General features: G+C 70.4%; 24 protein-coding genes. 1 reads left to right on the top strand and 23 read right to left on the bottom strand.

Annotated features, from left to right (window positions below; translation table 11 throughout):
- Positions 1-29: 29 nt before the first annotated feature.
- The 14 genes from ACSQ3D_RS11865 to ACSQ3D_RS11930 all read right to left on the bottom strand — a co-directional run bounded on the left by ACSQ3D_RS11865 (position 30) and on the right by ACSQ3D_RS11930 (position 16,621).
- Positions 30-1,997, bottom strand: a complete 1,968-nt coding sequence (locus ACSQ3D_RS11865) for a MacB family efflux pump subunit (RefSeq protein WP_436127207.1) — start codon at positions 1,995-1,997, stop codon at positions 30-32.
- A gap of 59 nt (positions 1,998-2,056) precedes the next feature.
- Positions 2,057-3,361: an efflux RND transporter periplasmic adaptor subunit gene (locus tag ACSQ3D_RS11870; protein WP_436127018.1), complete on the bottom strand. Its 1,305-nt coding sequence runs from the start codon at positions 3,359-3,361 to the stop codon at positions 2,057-2,059.
- Positions 3,361-3,996: a hypothetical protein gene (locus ACSQ3D_RS11875; protein WP_056167270.1), complete on the bottom strand. Its 636-nt coding sequence runs from the start codon at positions 3,994-3,996 to the stop codon at positions 3,361-3,363. The genes ACSQ3D_RS11870 and ACSQ3D_RS11875 overlap by 1 nt, the downstream gene beginning before the upstream one ends.
- 163 nt (positions 3,997-4,159) lie before the next feature.
- Complete coding sequence (locus ACSQ3D_RS11880; protein ID WP_436127019.1) at positions 4,160-4,522, bottom strand: DUF3325 domain-containing protein; 363 nt, start codon at positions 4,520-4,522, stop codon at positions 4,160-4,162.
- Complete coding sequence (locus ACSQ3D_RS11885) at positions 4,519-4,830, bottom strand: DUF3649 domain-containing protein (RefSeq protein ID WP_436127020.1); 312 nt, start codon at positions 4,828-4,830, stop codon at positions 4,519-4,521. The genes ACSQ3D_RS11880 and ACSQ3D_RS11885 overlap by 4 nt, the downstream gene beginning before the upstream one ends.
- A gap of 6 nt (positions 4,831-4,836) precedes the next feature.
- Entirely contained in the window at positions 4,837-5,487 is a 651-nt protein-coding gene (locus ACSQ3D_RS11890; protein WP_436127021.1) for a nickel uptake transporter family protein, read from the bottom strand.
- A gap of 79 nt (positions 5,488-5,566) precedes the next feature.
- Entirely contained in the window at positions 5,567-7,189 is a 1,623-nt protein-coding gene (locus ACSQ3D_RS11895) for a PepSY-associated TM helix domain-containing protein (RefSeq protein ID WP_436127022.1), read from the bottom strand.
- 157 nt (positions 7,190-7,346) lie between these two features.
- On the bottom strand, positions 7,347-9,803 hold the full coding sequence (locus tag ACSQ3D_RS11900) for a TonB-dependent siderophore receptor (RefSeq protein ID WP_436127023.1): 2,457 nt from the start codon (positions 9,801-9,803) through the stop codon (positions 7,347-7,349).
- A gap of 230 nt (positions 9,804-10,033) precedes the next feature.
- Positions 10,034-11,107 (bottom strand): FecR family protein, encoded by a 1,074-nt coding sequence (locus ACSQ3D_RS11905; RefSeq protein ID WP_436127024.1) that lies wholly within the window; start codon positions 11,105-11,107, stop codon positions 10,034-10,036.
- Positions 11,104-11,616, bottom strand: coding sequence for a sigma-70 family RNA polymerase sigma factor (locus ACSQ3D_RS11910; RefSeq protein WP_436127025.1), 513 nt, complete (start codon positions 11,614-11,616; stop codon positions 11,104-11,106). The genes ACSQ3D_RS11905 and ACSQ3D_RS11910 overlap by 4 nt, the downstream gene beginning before the upstream one ends.
- Positions 11,617-11,762: 146 nt before the next feature.
- A complete protein-coding gene (locus ACSQ3D_RS11915; protein ID WP_436127026.1) occupies positions 11,763-13,562 on the bottom strand; it encodes a feruloyl-CoA synthase in 1,800 nt (599 codons plus the stop codon).
- A 59-nt stretch (positions 13,563-13,621) separates the two neighbouring features.
- Positions 13,622-14,572 (bottom strand): 3-hydroxyacyl-CoA dehydrogenase NAD-binding domain-containing protein, encoded by a 951-nt coding sequence (locus ACSQ3D_RS11920; protein ID WP_436127027.1) that lies wholly within the window; start codon positions 14,570-14,572, stop codon positions 13,622-13,624.
- Between the two features lie 55 nt (positions 14,573-14,627).
- Positions 14,628-15,623 (bottom strand): Bug family tripartite tricarboxylate transporter substrate binding protein, encoded by a 996-nt coding sequence (locus ACSQ3D_RS11925; RefSeq protein ID WP_436127208.1) that lies wholly within the window; start codon positions 15,621-15,623, stop codon positions 14,628-14,630.
- Between the two features lie 74 nt (positions 15,624-15,697).
- Complete coding sequence (locus ACSQ3D_RS11930; RefSeq protein ID WP_056417456.1) at positions 15,698-16,621, bottom strand: 3-keto-5-aminohexanoate cleavage protein; 924 nt, start codon at positions 16,619-16,621, stop codon at positions 15,698-15,700.
- 132 nt (positions 16,622-16,753) lie between these two features.
- On the opposite strand from ACSQ3D_RS11930, the gene ACSQ3D_RS11935 reads away from it, so the two are divergent.
- Complete coding sequence (locus ACSQ3D_RS11935; protein ID WP_436127028.1) at positions 16,754-17,449, top strand: Crp/Fnr family transcriptional regulator; 696 nt, start codon at positions 16,754-16,756, stop codon at positions 17,447-17,449.
- Between the two features lie 45 nt (positions 17,450-17,494).
- Here the strand turns inward: ACSQ3D_RS11935 and ACSQ3D_RS11940 are convergent, their stop codons facing one another.
- The 9 genes from ACSQ3D_RS11940 to ACSQ3D_RS11980 all read right to left on the bottom strand — a co-directional run bounded on the left by ACSQ3D_RS11940 (position 17,495) and on the right by ACSQ3D_RS11980 (position 26,434).
- Complete coding sequence (locus ACSQ3D_RS11940; protein ID WP_436127029.1) at positions 17,495-17,773, bottom strand: hypothetical protein; 279 nt, start codon at positions 17,771-17,773, stop codon at positions 17,495-17,497.
- Between the two features lie 65 nt (positions 17,774-17,838).
- Positions 17,839-18,540, bottom strand: a complete 702-nt coding sequence (locus tag ACSQ3D_RS11945) for an ABC transporter ATP-binding protein (protein ID WP_436127030.1) — start codon at positions 18,538-18,540, stop codon at positions 17,839-17,841.
- A 37-nt stretch (positions 18,541-18,577) separates the two neighbouring features.
- The gene (locus ACSQ3D_RS11950) at positions 18,578-19,330 is read right to left on the bottom strand and encodes an ABC transporter ATP-binding protein (RefSeq protein WP_436127031.1); all 753 of its coding nucleotides are present in this window, start codon (positions 19,328-19,330) and stop codon (positions 18,578-18,580) included.
- A complete protein-coding gene (locus ACSQ3D_RS11955; protein WP_436127032.1) occupies positions 19,327-20,352 on the bottom strand; it encodes a branched-chain amino acid ABC transporter permease in 1,026 nt (341 codons plus the stop codon). Before ACSQ3D_RS11955 ends, ACSQ3D_RS11950 begins: the two co-directional genes overlap by 4 nt.
- A 5-nt stretch (positions 20,353-20,357) precedes the next feature.
- Positions 20,358-21,230 carry a branched-chain amino acid ABC transporter permease gene (locus ACSQ3D_RS11960; protein WP_056417445.1) on the bottom strand — a complete coding sequence of 291 codons (873 nt, stop codon included), beginning with the start codon at positions 21,228-21,230 and terminating at the stop codon, positions 20,358-20,360.
- A 42-nt stretch (positions 21,231-21,272) separates the two neighbouring features.
- Positions 21,273-22,445, bottom strand: coding sequence for an ABC transporter substrate-binding protein (locus tag ACSQ3D_RS11965; protein WP_056417441.1), 1,173 nt, complete (start codon positions 22,443-22,445; stop codon positions 21,273-21,275).
- Complete coding sequence (locus tag ACSQ3D_RS11970) at positions 22,442-23,257, bottom strand: alpha/beta fold hydrolase (RefSeq protein ID WP_436127033.1); 816 nt, start codon at positions 23,255-23,257, stop codon at positions 22,442-22,444. The genes ACSQ3D_RS11965 and ACSQ3D_RS11970 overlap by 4 nt, the downstream gene beginning before the upstream one ends.
- Entirely contained in the window at positions 23,254-24,804 is a 1,551-nt protein-coding gene (locus ACSQ3D_RS11975; RefSeq protein WP_436127034.1) for a benzoate-CoA ligase family protein, read from the bottom strand. Before ACSQ3D_RS11975 ends, ACSQ3D_RS11970 begins: the two co-directional genes overlap by 4 nt.
- 79 nt (positions 24,805-24,883) lie before the next feature.
- Positions 24,884-26,434: a 3,4-dehydroadipyl-CoA semialdehyde dehydrogenase gene (locus ACSQ3D_RS11980; RefSeq protein ID WP_436127035.1), complete on the bottom strand. Its 1,551-nt coding sequence runs from the start codon at positions 26,432-26,434 to the stop codon at positions 24,884-24,886.
- Between the last annotated feature and the right edge of the window lie 14 nt (positions 26,435-26,448).

Genomic DNA, 26,448 nt, shown 5'->3' on the forward strand with positions numbered 1-26,448 from the left:
AATACAAGTGCGCATACCAACCATCACAATCATTCAGAGGCCAGGGCCACCACGGGGTCGAGCCCGGCGGCGCGGCGGGCGGGCATGTAGCCGAACACCAGGCCCGTGGCCACGGCGCAGGCGAAGGCACCGCCCATGGCGGTGAGCGAGAAGATCACGGGCACGCCCGACACGATGAGCACCGCGCCCACCGCCAGGCCGATGGCCAGGCCCGCCGCGCCGCCCACCAGCGTGACGAGCACGGCCTCGGTGAGGAACTGGCGCAGGATGTCGCCCTGCCGCGCGCCGGTGGCCATGCGGATGCCGATCTCGCGCGTGCGCTCGCGCACCGTCATCAGCATCACGTTCATCACGCCGATGCCGCCCACCACCAGCGACACGGCCGCGATCAGGCCCAGCATCATGGTCATGGCGTTGCGCGTCTGCGCCTCGGCCTGCAGCTTGGCCGCCGCGTTGCCGATGCGAAAGTCCTCGCGCCCGTGGCGCCACAGCAAGAGCGCGTGCATGGCCTTCTCGGCTGCCTGCACCTGCTCGACCGACGCAGCAGCGACCACGGTGTAGTCGGGCTGGGTCTGCACGCGGTACACGCGCGCGCGGCCCGACTGGTACGGGATGAACACCATGTCGTCGTAGTTCTGCGCGCCCGAATCGGCGCCGCGCTCGGCCATCACGCCGATCACTTCGAACGGCGCGTTGCCGATCAGCAGGTGGCGGCCCAGCGGGCTCGGGTGGTCCGGAAAGAACTGCGCGCTGGCCTTGTGCCCCAGCACCACCAGCGGCGCCAGGTCGCGGTCTTCGGCCGCGGTGTAGTAGCGGCCCTGGGCCACCTTCCAGTGGTGCACGCGCGGCATGTCCTCGCTGGCGGCGAACACGTAGATCTGCCGCTCGACGTTGCCGTGGCGCACGGGGATGGGGTCGCCGATCACGGGCATCACGTGGCCGATCTCGGGCAGGCGGGCGATGGCCTCCAGGTCCTCTGCGGTGATCTCGCCCTGCGGCCCGCCCTCGCGCGGGTGGCTGGCACCCAGGTACATGATGGTGGTGCCCATGGAGCCCATCTGCTCCACCACGCGCTGCTTGGCGCCCTCGCCCACGCCCATCATCACGATGACCGACGCCACGCCGATCACGATGCCCAGCAGCGTGAGCCCGGTGCGCGCGCGGTTGATGCGCATGCCGCGCCAGGCCGAGCGGGCGGCCTCGGCCAGTTCGGCCCAGAAGGCGCGGCCGGAACTCTTGCTACTATTTTTATAGCTGTTTGCGCTTGCTGGTTGAGCGGTAGAGGCATTTTTTGCTTCCAACGTGCCTGCCACGGCCGCACCGCTGTCCGCCACGATCTCGCCGTCGCGGATCTCGATCACGCGGCGCGCCTGGGCGGCCACTTCGCGGTCGTGGGTGATGAGCACGATGGTGTGGCCCGCGTCGGCCAGCTCGTGCAGCAGCGCCATCACCTCGGCGCCGCTGTGGGTGTCCAGCGCGCCGGTGGGCTCGTCGGCCAGGATGATGCGGCCGCCGTTCATCAGCGCCCGCGCGATCGACACGCGCTGCTGCTGCCCGCCCGACAGCTGCGTGGGCCGGTGGTGCAGCTTGTCGGCCAGGCCCAGGCGCGACAGCAGTGCGGCTGCGCGGCGGGTGCGCTCCTCGCGCGGAGTGCCGGCGTAGATGGCGGGCACCTCGACGTTCTCGCACGCCGACTCGGCGCGGATCAGGTGGTAGCCCTGGAAGACGAAGCCGAAGGCCTCGCGCCGCAGCCAGGCCAGCTGGTCGGCGTCGAAGCCCGCCACGTCTTCGCCCTGGAAGCGGTAGCTGCCGCTGCTGGGCTTGTCCAGGCAGCCGAGCAGGTTCATCAGCGTGGACTTGCCCGAGCCCGACGCGCCCACGATGGCGACGAACTCGCCCGCGTGGATGGACAGCGAGATGCCACGCAGCACCTCCACCTCGGGCTGCTCGCCACCGCCGTAGCGGCGGCGCACGCCGCGCAGCTCGATCAGCGGCACACCCGGGGCGTCATGCAAGACGCCGTGCAGGGTGTCGAGTTGGTTGCCGGTGCCTGCGGTCACAGCTTGAACCTTTGCGGGCCGCTGCGCGCGGGGCGCTCGCCGGTCACCAGCTGCTCGCCCTCCTGCAGGCCCGAGCGCACCTCGGCCAGGTGGCGGCTTTTTACGGCGACGACGACGGCGCGCTGCTCCACCACGCCATCGGCGCGCAGCACGCGGGCGCTGTGGGTGGCTGCGGCGGCCTTCTCGCCAGCGCCGGCACCAGCGCTGTCACCGTCACCCTCCGCATCAGCTGCCTTGCCACCCGCCGCCTTGCCGCTGGCCGGTCTGGCAGGGCTGGTCGGACTGGTCAGTGCCGACAGCGGCACGGCGATCACGCCCTGCGCCTGCGCGGTGACGAAGCTCGTCTGCGCGGTCATCTGCGGCATGAGCTCGCCGTCGGCGTTGTCCACGTCGAACAGCACGGTGTACGACACGGCCTTGCTCGCGGCGGCCTGTGCGTTGGCGCCGCCCGCGGCCTTGGCCTCGGGCGTGGGCGGCGCGGGCAGCACCTGGCGCACGGTGCTGCGCCAGCGGCGCGCGGCGGCGTCGGCCTGCCCGCCCAGCGTGGTGAAGTACACCGGCAGGCCGGCCCGCACGCGGCGGATGTCGGCCTCGGAGACTTCGGTCCACACCGTCATGGTCGACAGGTCCGCCACACGCAGGATGTTGGGCGTCTGGTAGGTGGCGTTCAGGGTCTGGCCCTCGCGCGCCTCCAGCGCCACCACGGTGCCGGCCATGGGCGCGTAGATGCGGGTGTAGCCCAACCGCGCCTCATCGGCCTTCAGGCTCGCCTGGGTCTGGTCGATCTGCGCCTTCAGGTGGTCGATGCGCGCTGCGGCCGATGCGAGCGCGGCCTCGGCCGTCTGTAAATCTTCCAGCCGCGTGGCGCCTTCGCGCTCCATCTGCTGCTGGCGGGCCTGCTGCTGCTGGGCCAGGCGGTGCTGGGCCTGCTGCTCGGCCAGCTGCGCGCGCAGGCCGGCCAGCGCGGCGCGCGCGCCGTCCACCGTGGCCTGCTGCACGCTGGGGTCTATCTCCACCAGCAGCTGGCCCTTCTTGACCTCGGTGCCGGGCTGCACGTGCAGGCGCGTTATCTGCCCCGACACCTGCGCGCCCACGTCCACATAGCGGCGCGGCTGCAGCGTGCCGATGGCACTGACCGTGGCCTCGATGTCGCTGCGCGCCACGGGCACGGTGTCGTAGACCATGGCGGGCTGCCGCGTCCACCACCAGGCGCCGGCGGCGATGGCACCCGCCAGCAGCAGCAGGGCGCCCACGCGGCGGGCCGTGCGTGCAGTGCGTGTATGGGGTGGGGTCGGGGCCATCAGCGGGGCACCTCGAAGCTGAGCGTGGCGGTGTGGCGCACGTCGTCGTATTTCTTGCCGTCCACGGTGACGGAGCCGTTGACCTTGGCGCTCACCTCCAGCACGTAGAGACCGGGGAAGGGCGTGTCCAGTTGCACCGTGCCGTCGGCCGCCGGGGCCAGCGTGCGGCGCCAGCCGGCGCTGGTGTCCACGTTCACCTGCGACGCCGCCACGGTCTGCCCCTTCCACACCAGCTTGAAGGTGTTGCCGCCCGGCGTGGTGGGCACCAGCTCCAGGTCGTTGGCGGCGCGGGTCTCGCTGCGGCCGGTGCGGGCCTGGTAGTAGGTGACCGCGCCGTGGCCGGTGATGTGCAAGGTGCTCAGGCGCAGGTCGTCCCCGCCCGGCGCGGTGATGTCGATGTGGCCGGCCTGCGGCGCCACGGGCAGGTCCTTGCCGTCGGCCAGGTAGGCGCGCGGCGCCTGGAGGGGCGGCAGCGCCGCGCTGCGGCGGGGCAGCTCGCCGGCGTAGGCGCGGGCCTGGGCCCCGTCGCGCTGCAGCCACACGTAGTCGGCATGGGCGTGGCCCGCCCAGGCGCAGGCGGCCAGCGCAAGCAAGGCACCGGCGGCGGCGGAAGGTGAGGCAAAGAGTGAAGACATGGCTGGGTCGAAAAACGAAGATGAAAAAAACGCAGGCCGCCAACGGCGCAGGCTGCAGGGCCCGCGCACTGCACCTACTGCCTATGACCAACGAGACGGAAAAAAGGGCACGCTGTTCGGGACATTTTTTTTGCCGACGCCCCCCAAGCGGCGCCGCCGGTGCCTACAGCCCCGCAGCGGACCCCACAAGGCACACGCCCGCCACCAGCACCGTGGCCGCCGACACCCGCACCGCCAGGTGCGGCGCGTAGGTCAGCAGCACACCCACCAGCAGGCCGCCCGCCGTGAGCAGGCCGCACCAGGCGGTCAGCCCCACGGTGGCGCCCCAGGCCCCGATGCAGGCGGCCAGGGACAGCGCCAGCAGCAGGCTGCCCGCCCAGCGCAGCACCCGGCGCCGCGTGCGCGGCACCTCGGCGCGGCCGGTGACCTGTTCGTGGTGGCGGTCCATGGCCAGCGCCAGGCCCGCCATGCCGCTGAACGACAGCGTGAGCGCGGCCAGCGGTGCGGCCCAGATCGCCGCCGTCATGCACCCACCTTCAGCGCCCAGAGCGCAGCGGCCAGCACGGCCGACGGCACGGCCAGGCCCATCCAGGCGCGCAGTGCGCTGCGCGCGTTGAAGGCCCAGATCACCGCCGCCGCATACACCGCAAAGCTGAGCAGGGTGGCCGTGAGCAGCGCGCTGGCGCGGCTGGTGTCCGACACGCGGGGCAACCCCACGGCCAGCACCGCGGTGAACAGCGACGCCAGCGCATAGCCGCCCAGGGCCGCCGCCAGGGCGCGGCTGGCCACCATGCAGCGGTAGCGCGCGGCAGAGCCTGCGTGTGCCGTGGCCATGGCGGCTTACTGCGCGACGAAGGTCAGCGTGGTCGTGTAGCCCAGCTTGGCGACCTTCTGGCCGGCAATGACCACATCGCCCACGGCAGGTGCCTCGTGGGTGCTGACGAGCACGTAGCGGCCCTTGCCGTTCACCGGCACGTCGATGCGGCCGGCCGCATCGGTCTTGAAGCCCTTGGTCCACTTGTCGGGCGTGATCACCGTGACGGTCTTGTTCGCCACGGGCTGGCCCTTGAACACCAGCGTGAAGGTGTTGCCACCCGCCGTGACGGGCACCAGTTCGTAGTCGAGCACCGCCTGCGTCTCGCTGCGGCCGGCGCGCGCGTTGAACACGGCGGCCTGGAAGCTGCCGTCCTTGGCCTTCCAGGGCTTCCAGACCTGGTCGTTGGACAGGCGCACGTCGCCGGCAGCGGCCACGTAGGCCTCCAGGAATTCCTCCTTGGCGGTGAGCTTGGCCGTCTGCTGGCGGTCGGTGGTGAAGACCTGGGTGGTGGCGGCCAGCTTGGCCACTTCGGCGCCTTTGTCGTGCTCGCTGTCGGCATCGCCCACGTACACGCGCACCGGGCCGGTGGCATCACGCTCCAGCCACAGCTGGTGGGCGGTGGCAGACAGGGCGATGCCGGACAGGGCGACGGCGAGCAGGGTTTTCTTGAACATGGAGACTCCTTTGAAAATCGAGAAGAAGAAAAAGAAGAAAAAGAAGAAAGAGAAATCGGGGAAGAAGCACTGCTGCACGCTAGAGGGCGGCACCGGCGACCACGGCACCACGGACGCGTGCGGGCTCCGCCGCAGCGCGCTGCCGGCGGTGCACGCGGCGTGCAGCGACCGCAAGGCACACGCCCAGCGCCAGCATGGTGAGGTCGAACCCGGCCAGCACCCAGTCGCCCGCAGGCAGGGTGACGCCCAGGTGGCGGTCGGTGGTCAGTGCGTTGAGCAGGGGCAGCAGCGCAAACGCCGCGGCGGCCAGCCACAGCGATTCGAGCCACGCGCGCAGCGGCGTGCGCAAGGCCAGGTACAGCAGCAGCACGCCCCAGGTGATGAAGAGCACGTGCGCCTCCCACTCGCGGCGGGTGGCGAAGTCCGCCGGGATCAGGCGGTTGGCCCAGAAGTACGCGGCCACGGCCACGGGCAGGCCGGCCACGGTGCCGATGTTCAGGCACTCCACCAGCCGAAAGCCGAACTCGGGCTTGCCGCCCGCCTTGGCCCGCTTGTCCTGTTGGGCGCGGCGCTTGGCCGTCCACAGCACCAGGCCGGTGGCGATCATCGCGCAGCCCAAGAGGCCGCTCGCAAAGTACAGCCAGCGCAGCACGGGCCCGGCAAAGCGGCCTTCGTGCAGGGCCAGCAGGACGTCTTGCGTCTCGCGGGCCGCGCCGTCTTCGGCCTTGGGCGGCAGGGCCTCGCCCGTGCTGGCATCAAAGCGCAGCCGGTCGCTGCCGGCAATCTGCCCGCCCGCCACGCGCACCAGCTGCACGTCGGCATCGGCGCGCCCGGGCTGCTGCACGCCCACGCGCGCCACCTGGCCCGCGCCCCACTGCACCTCTGCCTGGGCCACCAGCGGCGCCAAAGCGGTGAGCGGCTGCGCGGAAGCAGTGGCATCCACAGCGGCCGGTCGCTGCAGCAGGTCGTCGTAGAACACCTGCGCGTTGCCCGCATAGTGGCTGGCCGCCAGGCCCGCCGGCATGTACTGGAACAGGAAGAATACCAGCCCGCTGTACGTGATCATCAGAAAGAACGGCAGCGCCGTCACGCTGATGATGTTGTGCGCGTCCAGCCACGAGCGCTGCCCCTTGCCCGGCCGGAAGGTGAAGAAGTCCACGAAGATCTTCTTGTGGGTGATGACCCCGGTCACCACGGCCATGAGCATCAGCATGGTGCACACGCCCACCAGCCGGATCGCCACGTCGTACGGCACGTAGTGCAGCATGTAGTGCATGCGGTACAGCAGGTGGCCGCCGCCGGTCTTGCGCACTACGGGCTCGGCGGCTGCCTGGCCGGTTGCCGGGTCGAGCGTTCGGCGCACGAAGCGGCCGCGCGCGCCGGGCTTGCCATCGGCGGGCGGCTCGCGCCAGCTCACGCTCAGTGCGCTGCTGCCGCGCTGGCCGGGCAGCTGCACCGACCAGTCCTGCGACTGTGGCGGCGCGTTGGCCTGCAGGTAGGCCTGCGCCAGCGCCACCGCCCGGTGCGGGTCCACTGTCGCGGCAGCGGTGTCCAAGGGCAGCTCGGGGCGCATCCACCGGTCGATCTCGTGCGCGAAGTAGCCGGCCGTGCCCGTCACGAACACGAAGAACAGCACCCAGCCCACCACCAGCCCGACCCAGGTGTGCAGCCAGGCCATGCACTGGCGAAAGCCTTCTTTCATGGCAGATCACTCCGGTTGCAGAGATGCGATGGCACGCATCACTCCCTGCCGGTAAAACTGGCGCAACACAGGCCAGGGCTCCCGCGCAAGGGCCGCCCCGCCGCGCTGGGAGCGGCCCCCTTCCAGGGGGACGGCGCAAAGCGACTCAGGGGGTGCATCAGAACCGCACGTCCAGCGCCACCTGCAGGCTGCGCGGCGCACCGTAGTACGAGTTGCCGACCGAGGTGTAGTACACCTTGTCGAGGGCGTTGCGCAGGTTGGCCGTGACGGCCACCGTGTCGGTGATGGCGTAGCGCACCATGAGGTCGACCACCGCATACGCGGGCTGCGTGAACCGCACGCGCGCGGCGCCCTGGTTGTCGCGGTAGATCTGGTTCTGCCAGCGCAGGCCGCCCCCCACGGTCAGGCCTTTGCCGACGCCGGCGATGCGGTAGCTGGTGAACAGCTTGGCCGTGTTCTGCGGCACGTCGGTGAGCAGGCGGGTGCGCAGGCGGTCCTGCGTGAGGTTGCGCGAGAAGCCTGCCGCGACCTGCCAGCCCGGGCGCACCTCGCCCGTGGCCTCCACCTCGAAGCCGCGCGTGCTGGTGCCCGACACGGCCTCGTAAGCCTGGCTGCCGTCCGGGGCGAACACGTTGGGAATGGCCACGCCCAGGTTGTCCTGCCGCGCCTTGTAGATGGCGCCCGAGACGTTGAGGCGGTCGTTCAGGAACGCGCCCTTCACGCCCAGCTCGAAGCTGTCGCCCGTCTGCGGGTCCATGTAGTCGCCGTTGGCCAGGCGCAGGCTCTGCGGCGTGAAGATGGTGGTGAAGCTGGTGTAAGCCGACCAGTTGCGGTCGATGTCGTAGACCAGGCCCAGGTACGGGGTGACCTCGCCGCTTTCGTAGCGGTTGTTGGCGGTGGTGGCGCCGGTGGAAAAGCGGGTGCTGGTCTGCGCGCGGCTCCAGTCCACCACGCGCGCGCCGGCCAGCACGGCCAGCGCATCCGTGGGCTTGAAGCGCACGGTGGCGTAGGCGCTGTTCAGGCGTTCGTCCGACGTGTTGCGGCCGATGCTGGGGTTGGCCGGCGCGGCGGGCGAGGTGCCGTCCCAGGTGAAGATGTTGCCGATGGCACTGCTCCAGCCCGCGTGCGTCCAGTTGGTGTACGACGGCGCGTCGTAGCTGGTGCGCGACATCTGCGCGCCGAAGGCCACGTCGTGCTTGCGGCCCAGCAGGTCGAAGCGGCCCGTGGTCTGCACGTCCAGGCTGTCCTGGCGGGGCGTGGCGCTCCAGCGGCCCGCCCACAGCGTGACACCCGCGCCCGTCGCGCGCACCGGCGCGCCGCCGCTGGCGTAGCCGATCAGCTCGTCGTAGAAGTTGTTGGTGCGGGTGGCCGTAGCCTTGACCTTCCAGTCGTCGCTGAAGCGGTGCTCCAGCGCCGCGAACACGGAGGTGTAGTGGCGCTTGGAATAAGCCCAGGGCGGCGCGGCCGAGGCCGAGCGGCTCCATTGCGTGCGCGTGCCGTCGGAGTAGTAGGCCGGCAGGCCGCCGCGCGCATGGCCCGTGGCGTCGTGGTGCTGCACCGAAGCGCCGGCCAGCAACTGCGTCTGTGCGGTGAGGTCGGCCTCGACCACGCCGTAGAGCAGCTTCTTGCGCTCCTTCAGGCGGTCGATGTAGGAGTCGTTGTCCTGCGCGGCGGCCACCAGGCGGCCCCGCACGCTGCCCGACGCGTTGATGGGCCCGGCGATGTCCGCCTCGGTCCGCACATGGTTCCACGAGCCCGCCTCGGCCCGCACCGAGGCCTGGAAGTCGGCGGTGGGCCGCTTGCGGATCATGTTGATGGCCGCGCCCGGCGTGCCGATGCCGTTCATGAGGCCCGAGGCGCCGCGCACCACTTCCACGCGGTCGAACATCGCCATGTCGTTGGTCTGGAAGATGCTCGAGTAGTTGGAGTCCGTCTGGCGGACGCCGTCGATCATGTAGGTATTGACAGAGAAGCCGCGCGAGTAGATGGGCGAGGTGTCCGAGCCTTGGTTGCCGCTCTGGCTGAAGACCAGCCCGGGTGTCTGCGCGACCACGTCGGACAGCTGCGTCAGGCCCTGGTCTTCCATGCGCTGGCGCGTGATCACGCTGACCGACTGGGGCGTCTCGCGCAGCGACAGGGCGAGCGGCGTGGACGTGCCCGCCTGGCGCGTGGTGTAGGAGCCGCTGTGCTCGGTGAGCGCGCTGGGCTCGGCCTGGGCCTGTACCCGCACTTCGGCCAGGCTGGTCTCGCCGGCAGCACCCGCAGCACCCGCTGCTGCTGCCGCGGGCGGCCTGCGCACCACGATGCTGGTGCCTTCGATCACACCCACCAGTCCCGAGCCGGCGAGCAGCCGGTCCAGCGCCTCGCGCACGGTGAGCGACCCGTTCACGGCCTGGGCCGAGCGCCCGGCCACCAATGCGGGCTGGACCATGTGCTCCATGCGCGACTGGCGCGCCAGGTCGTTGAGCGCCTGGGCCAGCGGCTGGGCCGCGATGCTGAGCGCCACGGCGGGCTGCCCGGGGGCGGGTGCCACCTGGGCGCTGGCGCCCATGGCCACCAGGCTGAGCGCTGCGGCCAGGGCCAACGGGGCGGGCCGGAATCGGGTGCGGGGCATGTGAGAGATCTCCCTGGAAACGGATGTTGGAATGGATGTTTGAATAAGACGCCTTCTCATGTAGACGCAGGCCGAAGCCATCCCCCTAGGTCGGTGGGTAAAGTTTTTTGAAAAAAGATGCGGGGCCCTGTGCAGGGCAAGGCGGGGCGCGCGGGGCCCACAGGCGCGCAGACCCATCCGCCGGCGGCGGACGGCCAGGAACGGCCTGCAGCCTGCCGATACCGAGGTGGCTACTGGGGGTGGGGAGCGGCCACGATCTCGGTGACCGCGCCGTGCGCGCGCAGCTGCACGGGCAGCACGCTGGGCAGTGCCCGGGTGAAGTTATCCAGCCGCCGCGGGTCGAACGTGCCGGTCAGGCGCAGGGCCCCCACGCCAGGGTCGCGCACCACGAGTTGCGTGGAGCCGTACCGGGCGAACTCGGCCAGCGCCTGCGACAAGGGCGTGTCGTCGAAGCTCACCCGCCCATCGCGCCAGGGTGCGATGCCCGCAGGGGGCACGGGGGCGATGGCGGCAAGGTGGCCGTCCGCAGCGCTGCGCACCTGCTGGCCTGCGGTCAGCTCCACCACCTCGGGCCCGGCATCGGCAGCGCGCGCCACGCGCACGCGGCCCTCTTCCACCGCCACGCGCACACCGGCGTCGCCCGGCACGCCGGGCGTGTAGCGCACCGAGAACCGGGTGCCCACCACCGTGATGCGCAAGGGCCCTGCCAGCACGTCGAACGGCCGCGCGACATCGCCCTGCACCCTGAACACGGCCTGACCTTCCGGCAGCACCACCTCGCGGCGCTGGCGGCGGAAGGTGACGTCCAGGCGGGTGTTCGTGTCCAGGCGCACGGTGCTGCCATCGGGCAGGTGCACCTCGGACTGCTGGCCCAGGCCGGTGGAGAGGGCCTGCTCATACACGGGTTGCTGCTGCCAGTGGTGGTAGCCCATGACCGTGGCAGCAGCCACCAGGCAGACCGATACGGCCGTGGCGGCGCCCTGCCCCCAACTCCAGCTCCAACTCCAGGTCCATGCACGTGGGCGGGCCGGTGCGCCGGCACGGGCCTTGTCCTGCGTCAAGCCCGCGCGCAGCTGCCGGACTGCCGCTGCGGGCAATGCGTCGAGCGCGCGCCACTCCTGCTGCCAGCGCGCCAGCGCCGCCGCATGCCGCGGGTCGGCGTCGCGCCACGCATGCAGGGCCTGCAGCGTGGCGGCATCCGGTGCGCCCTGGCTGCGCACGAGCCAGTCCAAGGCTTCACCGTCGATGTGGTCGATGCAGCCGTTGGCGCCGTCCGGCATGGACATGGGGGGTTGCGCGCTCATGGCTGCTCCTCCCCCTGTGCGGTGGCGCGGCACGCGCGGCAGGCCACCATGGCGCGCTTTATGTGCTGCTCCACCATCTTGCGCGAGATGCCCATCTGCGCGGCCACCTCGGCCTGCGACAGCCCGTCGAACTTGTGCAGGATGAACGCTTCGCGGCAACGCAGCGGCAGCGATTCGATGGTGGCGATCATCGAGGCCACGCCTTGCGCGGAGGTGAAGGCGGCCTCGGGCTCGCACACGGCGGGTGCGGGCAATTCGGACACATCGGGCAGGCTGTCGTCGGCCTCCGAAGGCACCGTGCCGCGCACCACATGGCGGCGGTGCTGGTCAATGAGCAGGTTGCGCGCGGTGCGGTACAGCAGCGCGCGCGGCTGGGCCACGGCCTCGCCGCTGCGCTGCAGCGCCAGCACGCGCGCGTAGGCCTCGTGCACCAGGTCTGCCGCCGTGTCGCGGCTGCGCACCATGCGGGCAAAGTAGTTCAGCAGTTCTTGGTAATAGTGGGCAACCACGGCGCACGCAGCCTGACAAAGGGCGGCCCGAACGCAGCAGGTTCGGGACCGGGACGGCTGGGGGCGCAGTGTGGTCAGGCCCGTGGCTAATAAGAATGATTCTCATATTGTAAGGACTTGGGCCTGCCCCGGTTTGTAAAGATGGACTAGCCGGTGATGACCCGTTCGTCCACCGGGCTGGCCTGCAGGAGCGCCACATCGGCCGCCCGCAGCGCCAGCACCGCGCCCTGGTTGATGTAGCCCTTGTCGGTGATCTCGCCGCTGTCCGCATCGGGCGGCCGCGCCAGCACCAGGGCGCGCGTGGGGCACTGCGACGAGCCCGCGCCGGCGTTGCGCCGGGCCCGCATCACGCCCTGCAGGGCGGCGGTGAGCTTCGCAGGGTCGGCCGCGCCCGCTGCCGACGGGAACACCAGCATGCCCACTTCGTCGTGGTTGTGGCCGGTGAGCACGATGTCCTGCACCAGCGGCGCGAGCTGCGAGATCAGCTCCACGCGCAGCGTGCCCACCGACACCCAGCTGCCGCTGGAGAGCTTGAAGTCTTCGGCCACGCGCCCGTTGAAGACCACGCCGCGCTCGGGCCGCTCGGGGTCCACCAGGTAGCCGGCGTCGCCGATGCGGTAGAAGCCCTCGCTGTCGAACGCGGCCGCCGTCTCGGCCGGCGCGTTGCGGTAGCCCGGAAACACCGACACGCCCTTGACCCGCATCTCCAGCTTGCTGCCGTTGGGCACGAGCTTGAGCGCCAGCCCGGGCAGCGGCGCGCCGATGCAGCCGGCCTTCTCCAGCCGCCAGTGCGCGCTGGTGACGGCGGGAGATGTCTCGGTGGAGCCCCAGGACGTCGTCAGCCACAGCGGCTGCGCGGGCCGCACGCGCAGGGCCAGCGCTTCGAGCCGCTGCCAGGTGGACGGCGCGAGCGCCGCAGCCGCATAGAACGCCAGCCGCATGCGCGACAGGACCTCGGCAGCCAGTTGCTCGTCCGCTTCCAGGAAGGGCAGCAGCATATCGAAGCCGCGCGGCACGTTGAACAGCATGGTGGGCTTCACGTCGCGCAGGTTGCGCACCGTCTTCTCGATGAGCCCGGGCACGGGCCGCCCTTCGTCGATGTAGAGCGTGCCGCCGTGGCACAGCACCATGTTCAGGTTGTGATTGCCGCCGAAGGTGTGGCTCCACGGCAGCCAGTCCACGAGCACCGGTTTTTCGTGGGTCAGAAAGGGCCAGGTCTGGGCCATCATCTGCTGGTTGGCGCAGAGCATGCGGTGGGTGTTGATGACCACCTTGGGCCGGCCGGTGGAGCCTGACGTCAGCAAGTATTTGGCATGGCCGTCGCGCGCGATGGCGTCGAACGCCTGGCGCACGGCCGGGGTCTCCACCCCCTGCAGCAGCCGCGCGAAGGGCAGCGCGCCCGGCACCTCGTCGGCGTGGCGGCTGTAGACCTGCAGCGCGTCCGATGCATACCCCGCCAGGGCCGGTGCGTATGCCCGGGCATCAGACGCGTAGACCAGCGACGGCCCGAGCGCCGCGAGCATGCTGTGCAGCCGAGTGGAGTCCTTGGAGCGCGCGTAGGCGCTGGACAGCGAGCACGAGGCCAGGCCCACATGCATCGCCGCGAGCATGAGCACCGCGTGGTCCACCGCGTTGTCCGACAGGATCGCCACGGGGCGGTCGGCGGGCAGCTTCAGGTCGAGCAGCGACTGCGCCACGGCGCCCACAGCGCGGCGCAACTCGCCGTACGTCAGGCTGCGCCAGTGCTCACCTTTGTCATCGCGCTCGGCCAGGGCCAGCGCGTCGGGCGTCTCAAGCGCCCAGTGCTCCAGCCACTCGCCGATGCAGCGCGCATAGTCGCCCAGCGGCACAGGGGACTGCAGCGTGATCGAGCCGTCGTCCGCACGGGTCTGGGTGGTCAATGCCAGTGCGATCTGGGTGTCGTCGTCAAGGAATCCGGGGTGCATGGCGTGGTGTCTCTCTGGCGGTGTCTGGGTGAGGCAGGTGATGGGGAGCGCCCGGCGCATCAGGTCGGCGTGTCCAGCCCGGGGGATGCGCTCTTGGCGCGCAGCAGGCCGATGAGCAGGGCATCGCGCGCCTGCGCCAGCTCTGCCTGGGTGCGCCCGCCGAGCGCCTGGTCCACGCCCTCGACCACGCGGCGCTGCAACTCGGGCGTCATGCGCGGCGCGCCCAGGTCGTCCCACCAGCCTTCGATGGGGCCGCCCAGGTGGGCCAGCAGATGGGCCATGCCGCCGTCGCCGCCGGACAGGTGCAGGTTCATGAAAGGCCCCATCAGCGCCCACCGCAGGCCGGGGCCCTGGGCGATGGCGGTGTCGACGTCGGCCACGCTGGCCACGCCTTCATTCACCAGGTGGAACGCCTCGCGCCACAGTGCGGCCTGCAGGCGGTTGGCGATGTGGCCCTGGATCTCGCGGCGCACATGGATGGGGCGCTTGCCGATGGCGGTGTAGAAGGCCATTGCGGCAGCGACGGCCTCGGGCGATGTCTTGCCGCCCCCGCCCACCTCGACCAGCGGGATCATGTGCGGCGGGTTGAACGGGTGCCCCAGCACCACGCGCTCCGGCCGGGCGCATTGCGCTTGCATGGCCGATACCGACAGGCCCGACGAGCTGGACGCCACGATGGCGTGCGGGGGTGCCGCCGCGTCGATGCGGCGCATCAGGTCGGCCTTGAAATCCTCGCGCTCCGGACCGTTCTCCTGCACGAAGTCCGCTTGCGCCACTGCATCTTCCAGCCGCGCGTGAAACCGCAGCCGGGCCATGCTGGCGCCGGGTGCCAGCCCTTGTTGCTCCAGTGCAGGCCAGTGGCGGGCCACCGCTTCGCGCAGCCGCTGCTCGGCGCCTTCTGCGGCGTCGGTGGCCTCCACGTCCAGGCCCTGCGCCAGAAAGTAGGCCGCCCAGCTGGCGCCGATGACGCCGGTGGCCACCACGGCCACGCGCTTCACTGTCGAATCCATCGAAGATTTTCCTTGTCGTTGTTGCGCAGCGGCTCAGAGTTGCGTCAAGACCTGTTCAAGACTCTGCCGTGAACCCGATCTTCTTGACCAGCGGCCCCCAGCGCTCGAACTCCGCCTGCTGCGACGCTGCCATCTCGGCCTGCGTCGACCCCTTGGCGATCAGGCCCACGACGGCCAGGCTGTCGATCACGGCCTTTTCTTTGATGGCCTGGTTGATGGCCGCATTGGCGGCAGCCACCACGCCGGCCGGCGTGCGGGCGGGGGCGTAGAAGCCGAACCATTCCTCGGTCGTGAGCTCGGGGAAGCCCTGTTCGGCAAAGGTCGCCACTTCGGGCGAGAACGGCGAGCGTGCCTGGCCGGACGTGGCGATCAGCCGCAGCTTGCCCGCCTTGTGGTTGGGGATGAAGTCGCCGCTGGGGGTGACCATGGAGGCGATCTGCCCGCCCACCACATCGGTCACGCCGGGGATGGAGCCGCGGTAGGGCACGTGCTTCAGGTCCACGCCGTTGTTGATCCCCAGCAGCGCACCGATGAAGTGCGGCGTGGAGCCCGCGGCGGGCGAGCCGTAGTTGGCCTGGCCCGGGTTGGCCTTGGCCCAGGCCAGGTAGTCCTTCACGGTCTTGACCGAGGCCGGCACCAGCGGGCCCACAGCCAGGCCATGGTGCATGACCGCGCCGATGGACACGGGCACGAAGTCCTTCACCGGGTCGTAGCTCAGCTTGCTGTAGATGTGCGGATAGATCGACGTGCACGAGAACGGCGAGAGCGTGAGCACGCTGCCGTCCACCGGTGCGCCCTTGAGTGACTCCAGCGCGATGCGGCCGCCCGCGCCGGGCTTGTTCTCCACCACGGCGCTGTTGCGGGTGTACGCGGAGCCCGCCAGCTTTTCACCCACGCGCCGCGCGACGCTGTCGCCCGCGCTGCCGGCCGGAAAGCCATACAGGATCTTGACCTGCTCGATGGTTTGCGCCAAGGCGCTCCAGGGCGCGAGGGCCCCGAGCGCGGTGGCAGCACCCACGTGGTGCATGAATTGGCGGCGTGTCGGCTTCATCATTCCTTGTCTCCTCTTTCTTTCTGGTGGGGATGGGTGCGGCGGCGATGGATGCGATGGCGGGATGGTGCCGTTCAGTGCGGCGCGAACTCGGGGCGGGGGCCGCCCACGCGCGGCAGGCCCATCAGCGCGCGGGCCTCGGCGGGCGTGGCGGGCTCCATGCCCAGCTCGCGGATCACGCGCACGATGCGCTCGGTGAGCTGCACGTTGGTGGCCAGCTCGCCGTGGCGGTAGTACAGGTTGTCCTCCAGCCCCACGCGCGCATGGCCGCCCAGCAGCAGGGCCGCGACATTGGCTTCGAGCTGCGAGGGGCCGATGCCGCTCACGCAGAACAGGCTGTTTTGGGGCAGCGTGTCCACCATCATCTGCAGGTGGCGCGGCGAGTACGGCATGGCGTTCTGGAAGGCGCGGTGCACGTTCATCACCAGGTTGATGAAATGCGGACCGTCGTCGTCATGCCCCTCGTCGATGAGGGTGGTGGTGTCCTGCAGGATGTGGGTGGGGCTGAAGACCTCCCACTCGGGCTTGATGCCGCGCGCCTTCATGCCGGCGGCCAGCTCGCGGCCGCGGCTCAGGGGGGTGTCCATCAGGATCTCGCGGCCGTCAAAGCTCAGGTTGAGCGTGGTGGCGTCCAGGGTGCACATCTCGGCGCCTGCGTCCATGCCCTTGATGCGCTCTTCCCAGGCGATCTCCCAGCGGTTGCCGGGCAGTGGCCTGACCATGTCGCCGTGCACGCCGCCGCCGGTGGAGTTGTTGATGACGATGTCGCAGCCCTTGGCGCGGATGCGGGTGTTGATGTCGCGGTAGATGTCGGCGTTGCAGGTGGCGCCGTCATCGGGCCTGCGCGCATGGATGGCCACCACGCTGGCCCCGGCGTTCCAGCAGCGCTGCACGTCCTCGGCGATCTCGGCGGGCTGGGTGGGCAGGTGCGGGTTCTGCGATTTGTGCGCCATGCCGCCGGTGGGGGCGATGGTGACGATGACTTTGCGCTGGGTCATGGCATTGGCTGAGGGAAAATGGTACTGCACGCATTATTTTTTCGGGCGCTTGCATACTCAGTCATTGCGATGACATTTGGACTCAGGGTATACGAGGAACCGTGCGGCCCTGCCCGTTGGAGAACGCTTCCCATGCTGGTCAAAAAGGCTGCGCCCACGGCCGCCGAACTGCTGAACGACTCGGCCTGGTTTCCGGTGCTCAACGCCGCAGCCCAGCAGCGCGTGCTGGAGGACCTGCGCGAGGTCAACGTGCCGCAGGGCGGCGCGCTGTGCCGGCGCGGCGACGTGCCGCTGCACTGGTACGGCGCGATCGAAGGGCTGCTCAAGTGGACGGTGACGTCCGACGACGGGCGCTCGGTGACGCTGGGCGGCCTGTCCGCGGGCAGCTGGTTCGGCGAAGGCACGCTGCTGCGCGGCGTGCCCCGCACCGCCGACATCATCGCGCTGCGGCCCAGCCGCGTGGCGCTGCTGCCGGTGGACACCTTCGAATGGCTGCACGCCACGGAGCGCAGCTTCGACCACTTCCTGCTGCGCCAGATCAACGAGCGCATGCACTGGTTCCTGGGCAACTTCACGGCCTACCACCTGCTGGACACCGACACGCAGGTCGCCCGCGCGCTGGTGGGGCTGTTCCACCCCTTCCTGCACCCCGGCAGCGACCCGCACCTGCATGTCTCGCAGGAGGAGATCGCCAACCTCTCGGGACTGTCGCGCCAGCGCTGCAATGCGGCGCTGAAACGGCTGGCGCAGGCGCAGCTGATCGCCATCGGCTATGGCGGCATCACGGTGCTGGACCTGGCGGGACTGCAGCGGCGCGTGCCGGCCTGAACCGGGCGTCCTGGCTGCCGTGGACACTGCCGGGCAGTGGGTGCCTCAGGGCGCGGACACGGCGCAGCGGTAGCTGGCCGCGCTGCGCGCGTTCCCGCCCACGTACTGCGGATAGCGCGGGTAGCGCGGGTAGCGGCACAGCGGGCGCGATGCCAGCGTGGCGGAGGGCGCGGCCGGCGCGTTGCGCACCTGCACCAGCGCATCGGCCGGGGCGGGCACGGCAGGCGCCTGGCCGGTGGTGCCACAGGCGAACAGGGCGACCAGCGCAGCCCCGGCAAGCGGCCACCGCAGGCAATGCAGGGAAGTCGCCATCGAGCGTGTCATGGGGTCTCCTGGGAATGCCGGGGGCAATGGTGAAGCGGCTGCGGTGGGGCGCGTGCGCCGGGGGCTTACACGCTCAGCAGCCCGTGCAGGGCCTGCGGATCGGCCAGCAGCCCGGCCGATGCGCCCTGCAGCACGATCTGGCCCTTTTCCATCACCATCGCGCGGTCGGTGTGCGCCAGCACCTTGCGCCAGTCGCGGTCCACGATGAGCGTGGCGATGCCGGTCGCGCGGATCTCGGCGATCACGCGCCATATCTCCACCACGATCAGCGGGGCCAGGCCTTCGGTCGCTTCGTCCAGGATCAGCAGGCGCGGGTTGGTCATGAGCGCACGGCCGATGGACAGCATCTGCTGCTCGCCGCCGGACAGCTGCTGCCCGCCGTGGCCCAGCCGCTCCGCCAGGCGCGGGAACGTGGCCATCACGCGGTCGAAGGTCCAGGCGCGGCCGCCGTCGGGGCCGGCGCGGGCGCTCATCACCAGGTTCTCGCGCACGCTCAGGTTGGGGAAGATGCCGCGCCCTTCGGGCACGTAGCCGATGCCCAGGCGCGCCATCTTCTCGGGCACCCAGCCGGTGACGGCGCGGCCGTACATGCGCACCTCGCCGGCCGGCGGGCGCACGTAACCCATCAGCGTGCGGATCAGCGTGGTCTTGCCCATGCCGTTGCGGCCCAGCAGGCCCACGGAGGTGGCGGCGGGAATCTCGGCGTCCACGCCGCGCAGCACATGGCTGTCGCCATAGCGCGCGTGCAGGCCGGTGACGTTGAGCATGGCGGTCTCCTTGGGTTGCTGCGGGGCGGTGCGCATCTCAGTGCCCGTCGCCCAGGTAGGCGGTGCGCACCTCGGGGTTCTGGCGGATTTCGGCGGGGTCGCCGGTGGCGATCACCGCACCGTTGACCATCACGGTGATGCGGTCGGCAATGCGGAACACCGCATCCATGTCGTGCTCCACCAGCAAGATCGCGTGGCTGCGCTTGAGGCGCGACAGCAGCGCGAGCATGCGGTCGGTTTCCTCGGCGCCCATGCCGGCCAGGGGTTCGTCGAGCAGCAGCACGCGGGGCCGCGTGGCGATGCACATCGCCACCTCCAGCTGCCGCTTGGCGCCGTGGCTCAGCGTGCCTGCCGTGCGGTGCGCGTCGGCGGCCAGGCCGGCGGCTTCGAGCGCCTCGTGCGCCGTCTGGTTGCTGTGCCTGCAGGCCGCGGCGGCCTGCCAGAGCTTCCAGGGCTGGGGCGCCGCGGCCTGCGCTGCCAGGCGGCAGTTCTCGTGCACGGTGAATTCCGGGAAGATCGTGGTGCGCTGGTAGCTGCGCCCCACGCCGGCCAGCGCGCGCCGCGCCTGCGATTGCCGCGTGATGTCCCGCCCGTCGAGCGCGATGCGCCCGTCGGAGGCATCCAGCTCGCCCGACAGCATGTTGATGAGCGTGGACTTGCCCGCGCCGTTGGTGCCGATGACGGCATGCACCTCGCCCAGGCGCAGGTCCAGCGTCACCGCGTTGACCGCCACCAGACCTCCGAAGCGGCGCGTGAGGCCTTTGACCGAGAGCAGTGCGGCGGCGCTCATGGGCGGCCCTTCAGCGAAAGGCGCTGCGCCACGCCCACCAGGCCCTTGGGCAGCAGCGCGACGAAGACGATGATGGACAGCCCCAGGGTCAGCTGCCAGTGGTCGGCCAGCGGCCCCAAGACGGCGTGCGTGGACAGCAGCTCCTTGAGCAGGGTGAACACCACCGCGCCGATCACCGCGCCGCGCAGGTGTCCCATGCCGCCCAGGATCACCATCAGCAGCACGTCGCCCGACGTGTGCCAGGACAGCAGCTCCGGGTTCACCACGCCGTCGCGCGCGGCCAGCAGAAAGCCGGCCAGCCCGGCGAGCGCCCCCGCCAGCACGAAGGCTGCCAGCTTGTAGCCGTAGGTGTGAAAACCCGCCGCGCGCATGCGCTGCTCGTTCACGCGGATGCCCGCCAGCGCCGCCCCGAAGCGCGAGCGCCGCACCAGCGCCAGCAGCCCGTAGGTGAACACCAGCGCCGCCAGCACCGTGTAGAACAGCACGCCGCGCGACTCCAGGCTGAGGCTGCCGATGGACGGTCGCACATCCAGGTAGATGCCGTCGCTGCCGCCGCCCACCTTGGTGTCGTGGAACACGAAGTAGGCCATCTGCGCAAACGCCAGCGTGACCATGATGAAGTACACCCCGCGCGTGCGCAGGCTGAGCGCCCCCACGGCCAGCGCATACACGGCGGCGGCGCCCATTGACAGCAGCAGCAGGACGACAAGGTTGCCACCTTCCTGGCCCGAGGCCAGCACCGCCGTGTAGGCACCGATGCCGTAGAAGGCGGCATGGCCCAGGCTCACGAGGCCGGCCATGCCCACCAGCAGCTCCAGGCTGAGCGCGAAGATCGACAGGATCATCACCTTGACCAGCAGGTCCGACAGGTAAGGGCTGAGCGCCATGCCGCCCGCGCCGACGGCGATGGCAGCGGCCACCGGCAGCAGCGTGGCGATGAGGTGCCCGCCGGCCCTGCCAGGCGAGCCCGCCGCAGCGCCTGCGGGGCGGAGGGGGGCCGGTGAAGGAGTGGATGGATTCATGACCGTCATGCCTTGCGCCCCATCAGCCCCTCGGGCCGCCAGATCAGAACCCCGGCCATCAGCAGGTACACGCCGATGCCGCTGATTTCCGCGAAGAACACCTTGCCGAAGGTATCGACAAACCCCACCAGCAGCGACGCCACCAGCGCCCCGGTGATGGAGCCGATGCCGCCGATGACGACCACCACGAAGCAGATGATGAGCACGCTGGCGCCCATGTTGGGGTACACCGAGGACATGGGCGCGGCGATCATCCCGGCCAGCGCCGCCAGCGCCACGCCCGCCGCGAAGACGATGCGGTACAGCCGCCGGATGTCGATGCCCAGGCCGCGCACCATGTCGCGGTTGCTGGCACCGGCGCGCACCATCATGCCCAGGCGGGTGCGGTTGACCACCCAGTACAGCCCCACGGCCAGCACGATGCAGGCTGCCGACGCGAAGAGGCGGTACCACGGGTAGCTCATGAGTTCGCCCAGCGCGAAGCTGCCGTCGAGCCACGCAGGCGCCTTGACGCCGTGCACGTCGTTGCCCACCAGCAGCGAACGCAGTTCCTCGAACACGAGGATGAGCCCGTAGGTCATCAGCACCTGCTGCAGGTGGTCGCGCTGGTACAGGTAGCTGAAGAACGCCCACTCCAGCAGGTAGCCCAGCACCGCCGCCAGCGCGATGCCCGCGAGCAGCATGACGAGGAACTGGTCGCCGAACAGCGGCGACAGCGCGAACGCCATGTAGGCGCCGATCATGTAGAAGCTGCCGTGCGCGAGGTTGATCACGCCCATGATGCCGAAGATCAGCGTCAGCCCGGATGCCACCAGAAACAGCAGCAGCCCGTACTGGACCGAGTTCAGGCACTGGACCAGGAAGGTTCCGATGTCCATGGAAGGTGTGTCCTGTGTTGAAGGAGACGGTCTGCCAGCCGTTTACAGCTTGCAGCCGCGCGCGGGGTCGGCCAGCGCCTTGGCGGCCACGCCGACGACCTTGTTCTCCTTGCCGTCCACCTTGCGCAGGTAGATGTCCTGCACGGGGTTGTGGGCGCGGCTCATGGTGAAGGGGCCGCGCGGGCTGTCGATGGTGGCCTTCTGCACGGCGGCAGCGAACTCGGCCTTCTTCGCGATGTCGCCCTTCACGGCCTTCAGGCCCGTGGCCAGGATCTGGGCGGCGTCGTAGCCCTGCACTGCGTACACGTCGGGCTGCAGCTTGAAGGACTTGGCGTAGGCGGTGCGGAACGCGTTGTCGCGCGGGGTGTTCAGGCCGTCGGCGTAGTGCAGGGTGGTGAGCAGGCCCTGCGCGGCATCGCCCTGCGCCTCCAGCGTGCCGTCGGTCAGAAAGCCCGAGCCGTACAGCGGCGTGACCTTGTTCAGCCCGGCGGCTGCGTAGTCCTTGACGAACTTGACTGCGCCGCCGCCCGCGAAGAATGCGAACACCACGTCGGGCTTGGTGGCCGCGATCTCGGTGAGCAGCGCCTGGAACTCCACGTTCGGGAACGGCACGGTGAGCTGCTTGACGACCTTGCCACCTTCCTTTTCAAAGCCTTCCTTGAAGGCCTCGGTCATCTCGTCGCCGGCGGCGTACTTCCAGGTGATGGTGACGGCGGTCTTTTTCTTCTCCTGCTTCGCGGCCACGGTGCCCATGCCGTAGGACGACTGCCAGTTGGAGAACGACGAACGGAAGATGTTCTGCGCGCACAGGGCACCCGTGACCGCATCCGCACCCGCGTTGGGCACGATGAGCAGGGTGCCGCTTTGCTTGGCGGCGCGCGCCATCGCCGTGGCGACGCCCGAATGCACGGTGCCGACGATCACGTCCACGCCGTCGCGCTTGATGAGCTTGTTGACGTTGTCGGTGGCCTTGGCCGGGTCCGATTCATCATCGACCTTGAAGAACTCGATCTCGCGGCCCGCGAGCTTGCCGCCCTGCTCGGCCACGTGCAGCCGAAAGCCGTTCTCGATGGCCACGCCCAGCGCGCTGAAGGTGCCGCTGAACGGCAGCATGAGCCCGACCTTGAGCTTGTCGGTGGTCTGGGCCGTGCCTGCGGTGGCGCCGCAGGCCAGTGCCAGCGCTGCGAATGCCGTGCGTGCGTAGCGAGATGTCATGGTTGTCTCCTGGATGTTGTCGTGATGAACGCCACCGTCTCGGCGATCACGTCGCCGGGCCGGTCACGGTGGGGGGAATGCGCGCAGGCGGGCAGCTCCAGCAGCCGGGTGCCCGGCACGCGCTCGGCAATGCCGCGGATCTGCGCCAGCGTTCCGTATTCGTCGTCCAGGCCCTGCACGGCCAGCACAGGCGCGCGCACGGCGGCGATGTCGGCCACGATGCTCCAGCCGCGAAAGGCGGGGTCGAGCCAGATGCGGTTCCAGCCCCAGAAGGCTGAATCGGGGTCGTCGTGGTAGCGGGCGAGCCTCTGCGGAAGGTCGGTGGTCTCGTAGGCGGCGCGCGCCTGTTCGATGTTGGCGATGGTCACGTCCTCGACGAAGATGTGCGGCGCCAGCAGCACCAGGCCGGCCACGCTTTCCGGAAAGCGGGCGGCGTACAGCAGCGCGATGGAGGCGCCGTCGCTGTGGCCGAACAGCAAGGGCGCTTCACTCACGCCCAGCGCCTGCAGCAGCGCGGGCAGCACCTCCTCGGCCTGCCGGTGCATGAAGTCCATGCCCCAGCGCTCGTCGGCCGCGCGCGGCGTGGAGCGGCCGTAGCCGGGGCGGGAAAACACCAGGCCCCGAAAGCCGCCGTCCGCGCACAGCCGCTGCGGGAAGTCCTTCCACATCGCCAGCGAGCCCAGGCCTTCGTGCAGGAAGACCACGAGCGGAGCGTCGGTACGCTCGGGCGCGATCCACTGGTACTCGACCTGCACCTCGCGCCCGCGCCAGGCAATGTTGGCGAATTCGCTGACTTCGGCCTTGGCACTCATGCCTGCGCCTCCTGCTCGCGCAGGCGAAAGCGCTGGATCTTGCCGGTGGCGGTCTTGGGCAGCTCGGGCACGAACTCGATGAAGCGCGGGTACTTGTAGGGCGCCAGGCGGTCCTTGACGAAGTCCTTGAGCTCCTCTTGCGTCGCGCCGTGGCCGTCCTTGAGCACGACGAAGGCCTTGGTCTTGGTCAGGCCCTCGCCGTCCTGCTTGCCGATGACCGCCACCTCCAGCACGGCGGCGTGCTGCATCAGTGTGGCCTCGACCTCGAAGGGCGACACGTAGATGCCGCTGACCTTGAGCATGTCGTCGCTGCGCCCGGCGTAGGTGTAGTAGCCGTCTGCGTCGCGCACGTACTTGTCGCCGCTCTTGGTCCAGCCGCCCTGGAAGGTGTCGCGCGTCTTGTCGCGGTTGTTCCAGTACATCAGGGCGGCGCTGGGGCCGCGGATGTACAGGTCGCCCACCTCGCCGTCGGCCACAGGGCGGCCGTCCTCGCCGCGCAGCTCGACCTCGTAGCCGGGCACGGGCTTGCCCGTGGTGCCGTAGCGGATGTCGCCCGGGCGGTTGGACAGGAAGATGTGCAGCATCTCGGTGGAGCCGATGCCGTCGATGATGTCGCAGCCGAAATGCGCCTTGAAGCGCTGGGCGATCTCGGCGGGCAGCGCCTCGCCGGCCGACGAGCACATGCGCAGCGCCACCTGGGCGCGCGACGGCAGCCGGGGCGAGGCCAGCATGCCCGCAAAACCGGTGGGCGCACCGAAGAACACGGTGGGCCGGTGGTCCACCCAGCGCTGGAAGGTGGCATCGGGCGTGGGCCGCTCGGCCATCAGCACCACGGTGGCGCCCACCGACAGCGGGAACGTGAGCGCATTGCCCAGCCCGTAGGCGAAGTACAGCTTGGCGGCCGAGAAGCACACATCGTCGCGCGTGAGGCCCAGCACGGGCTTGCCGTACAGCTCGGCCGTCCACCAGAGGTTGCCGTGGGTATGCACCGTGCCCTTGGGCTTGCCAGTGGAGCCCGACGAGTACAGCCAGAAGCCCGGGTCGTCAGGTCCGGTGGCGGCCGGCGCAGGCAGCGGCTGCGCATAGGCAATGGCCTCGTCCAGCGCCACGGCCCCTTTGCCGACCGCCTGCGTGGGCTGCGACACCCACAGCGCGGCCACCTCGTGCGGGCCGAGCGCCATGGCGCTGTGCAGCACGGACAGCAACGCGCCCGACACCAGCACGGCCTGGGCGCGGCTGTGGCCCAGCATGTAGGCGTAGTCGTCCGCCGTGAGCAGCGTGTTCACCGCCACGGGCACCACGCCGGCGTACAGGCAACCCAGAAAGCACACGGGCCAGTCGCTGGTGTCGTGCATGAGCATCAGCACCCGCTCTTCGCGCCGCAGGCCGGCATCCACCAGCACAGCGGCCAGGCGCCGGGCGCGGTCCTGCAGGTCGCCGTAGCTCAGCGTGCCGCGGTCGTCGATGTAGGCCGTGCGCTGCGCGTGGTCGCGGTTCAGGTCGAACAGGTGCTGTGCAAAGTTGAAACGCTCTGGCAGGGTGGTCATGGCGATGTCTCCGTGGTTCGCTGGCGTTTTTCTGGTGCTGCGTCCTGGCTGGCGGCTGCCGTCGTCTGCGCCTGGGCGGTCACAGGCCCAGCGCGGCCAGCACACCAGGGCTGGCCTGCACGGCGCTGCGCTGGTGGTAGAAGCCCAGCGCCCGCAGGCCCGCGAGCTCCGCCCCGCCGCCCGCACGCCCCGGGCCGCCGTGCAGCGACATGGGCATCACGTTGCCGTGGCCGGTGTGGGCCTGCGCGACGTCGGGCGTCACCACGTGCACGCGGCCATGGCTGGCTGCGAGCTGCACGGCGGCATGTCCCAGCGCGGCCTCGTCGGCGCCGTACAGCGATGCCACCAGCGACCCCTGGCCGCGCTGTGCGAGCGCCAGGGCATGGTCCACATCGCGGTAAGGCACCAGCGTGGCCACCGGGCCGAACACCTCGACGTCGTGCACCACGGCCGCCGCATCGGCGTCGCGCGCACCCAGCAGCACCGGGCCGATGCAGGCCGCCACGGCGGGGTCGGCGTCCACCAGCGGCGGGTGGCGGCCGTCGTGCAGGATGTCGGCGTGGGCGCACAGCTGCGCCAGCCCCTCGCGCACGGCGTGCAATTGGGCGGTGCTGACGAGCGAGCCCATGCGCACGCCGTCGTTGCGGGGGTTGCCCACCGTCACGCCTGCGAGCTTGGCGCCGATGGCCTCGGCCGCAGCGCCGTACACGCCCGCCGGCACCAGGATGCGGCGGATGGCGGTGCATTTCTGGCCCGACTTGACGGTCATCTCGCGCACCACTTCGCGCACCAGCAGGTTGAAGGCGTCGCTGCCGGGCGCCGCATCGGGCAGCAGCAGGGCGCTGTTGAGGCTGTCGGCCTCGATGTTGGCGCGCACCGAGCGCCGGGCCACCGCGGGGTGCGCGCGGATGATGCCGGCCGTGTCGGCCGAGCCGGTGAACGAGACCACGTCGAACGGCGCGAGCTGGTCCATGAGCCCGGCGGAGCTGCCCGCAATGACCGACAGCGCGCCCGCCGGCAGCACGCCCGCATCGACCACGTCGCGCACCATGCGCTGCGTGAGCCAGGCGGTGGACGTGGCGGGCTTGACGATCACCGGCACACCGGAGAGCAGCGCGGGCGCCGCCTTTTCCCACAGGCCCCAGGCCGGGAAGTTGAAGGCGTTGATGAACAGCGCCACGCCGCGCGCGGGCACCTGCAGGTGCTGCGACAGGAACACGGGCTCCTTGCCGAGCCGGGCGGCGTCGCCATCGCGCAGCGCGCGCACATCGCCCAGCGCATCGCCCCATTTGGCGTACTGGCCCAGCGTGAAGATGCCGCCGTCGATGTCCACGGCGGAGTCGTTCTTCACCGTGCCGCTGTTGGCCGTGGCGATCTCGTAGTACGCGTCGCGGTGGGTTTGCAGTACCTTGACCACGGCGCCCAGCAGCGCGGCGCGCTGCCGGTAGGTCAACGCACGCAAGGCTGAGCCGCCCTGTTCGCGGGCGAACCGGAAGGCCTCGGGCAGGTCGAGGCCCGTGGCATCCACGCGCACCAGGTCGTCGCCCAGCACCGGGTCCTGGAGCACGGCGCCCGGGCCCTGGCCGGTTTGCCAGCGTCCGGCAGCGTAGTTGGGGAGCAGTTCGGTCATGGGGATCTTTCTTG

The organism is Acidovorax sp. LjRoot117, assembly GCF_964252695.1.
Classification (GTDB): Bacteria; Pseudomonadota; Gammaproteobacteria; order Burkholderiales; family Burkholderiaceae_C; genus Acidovorax.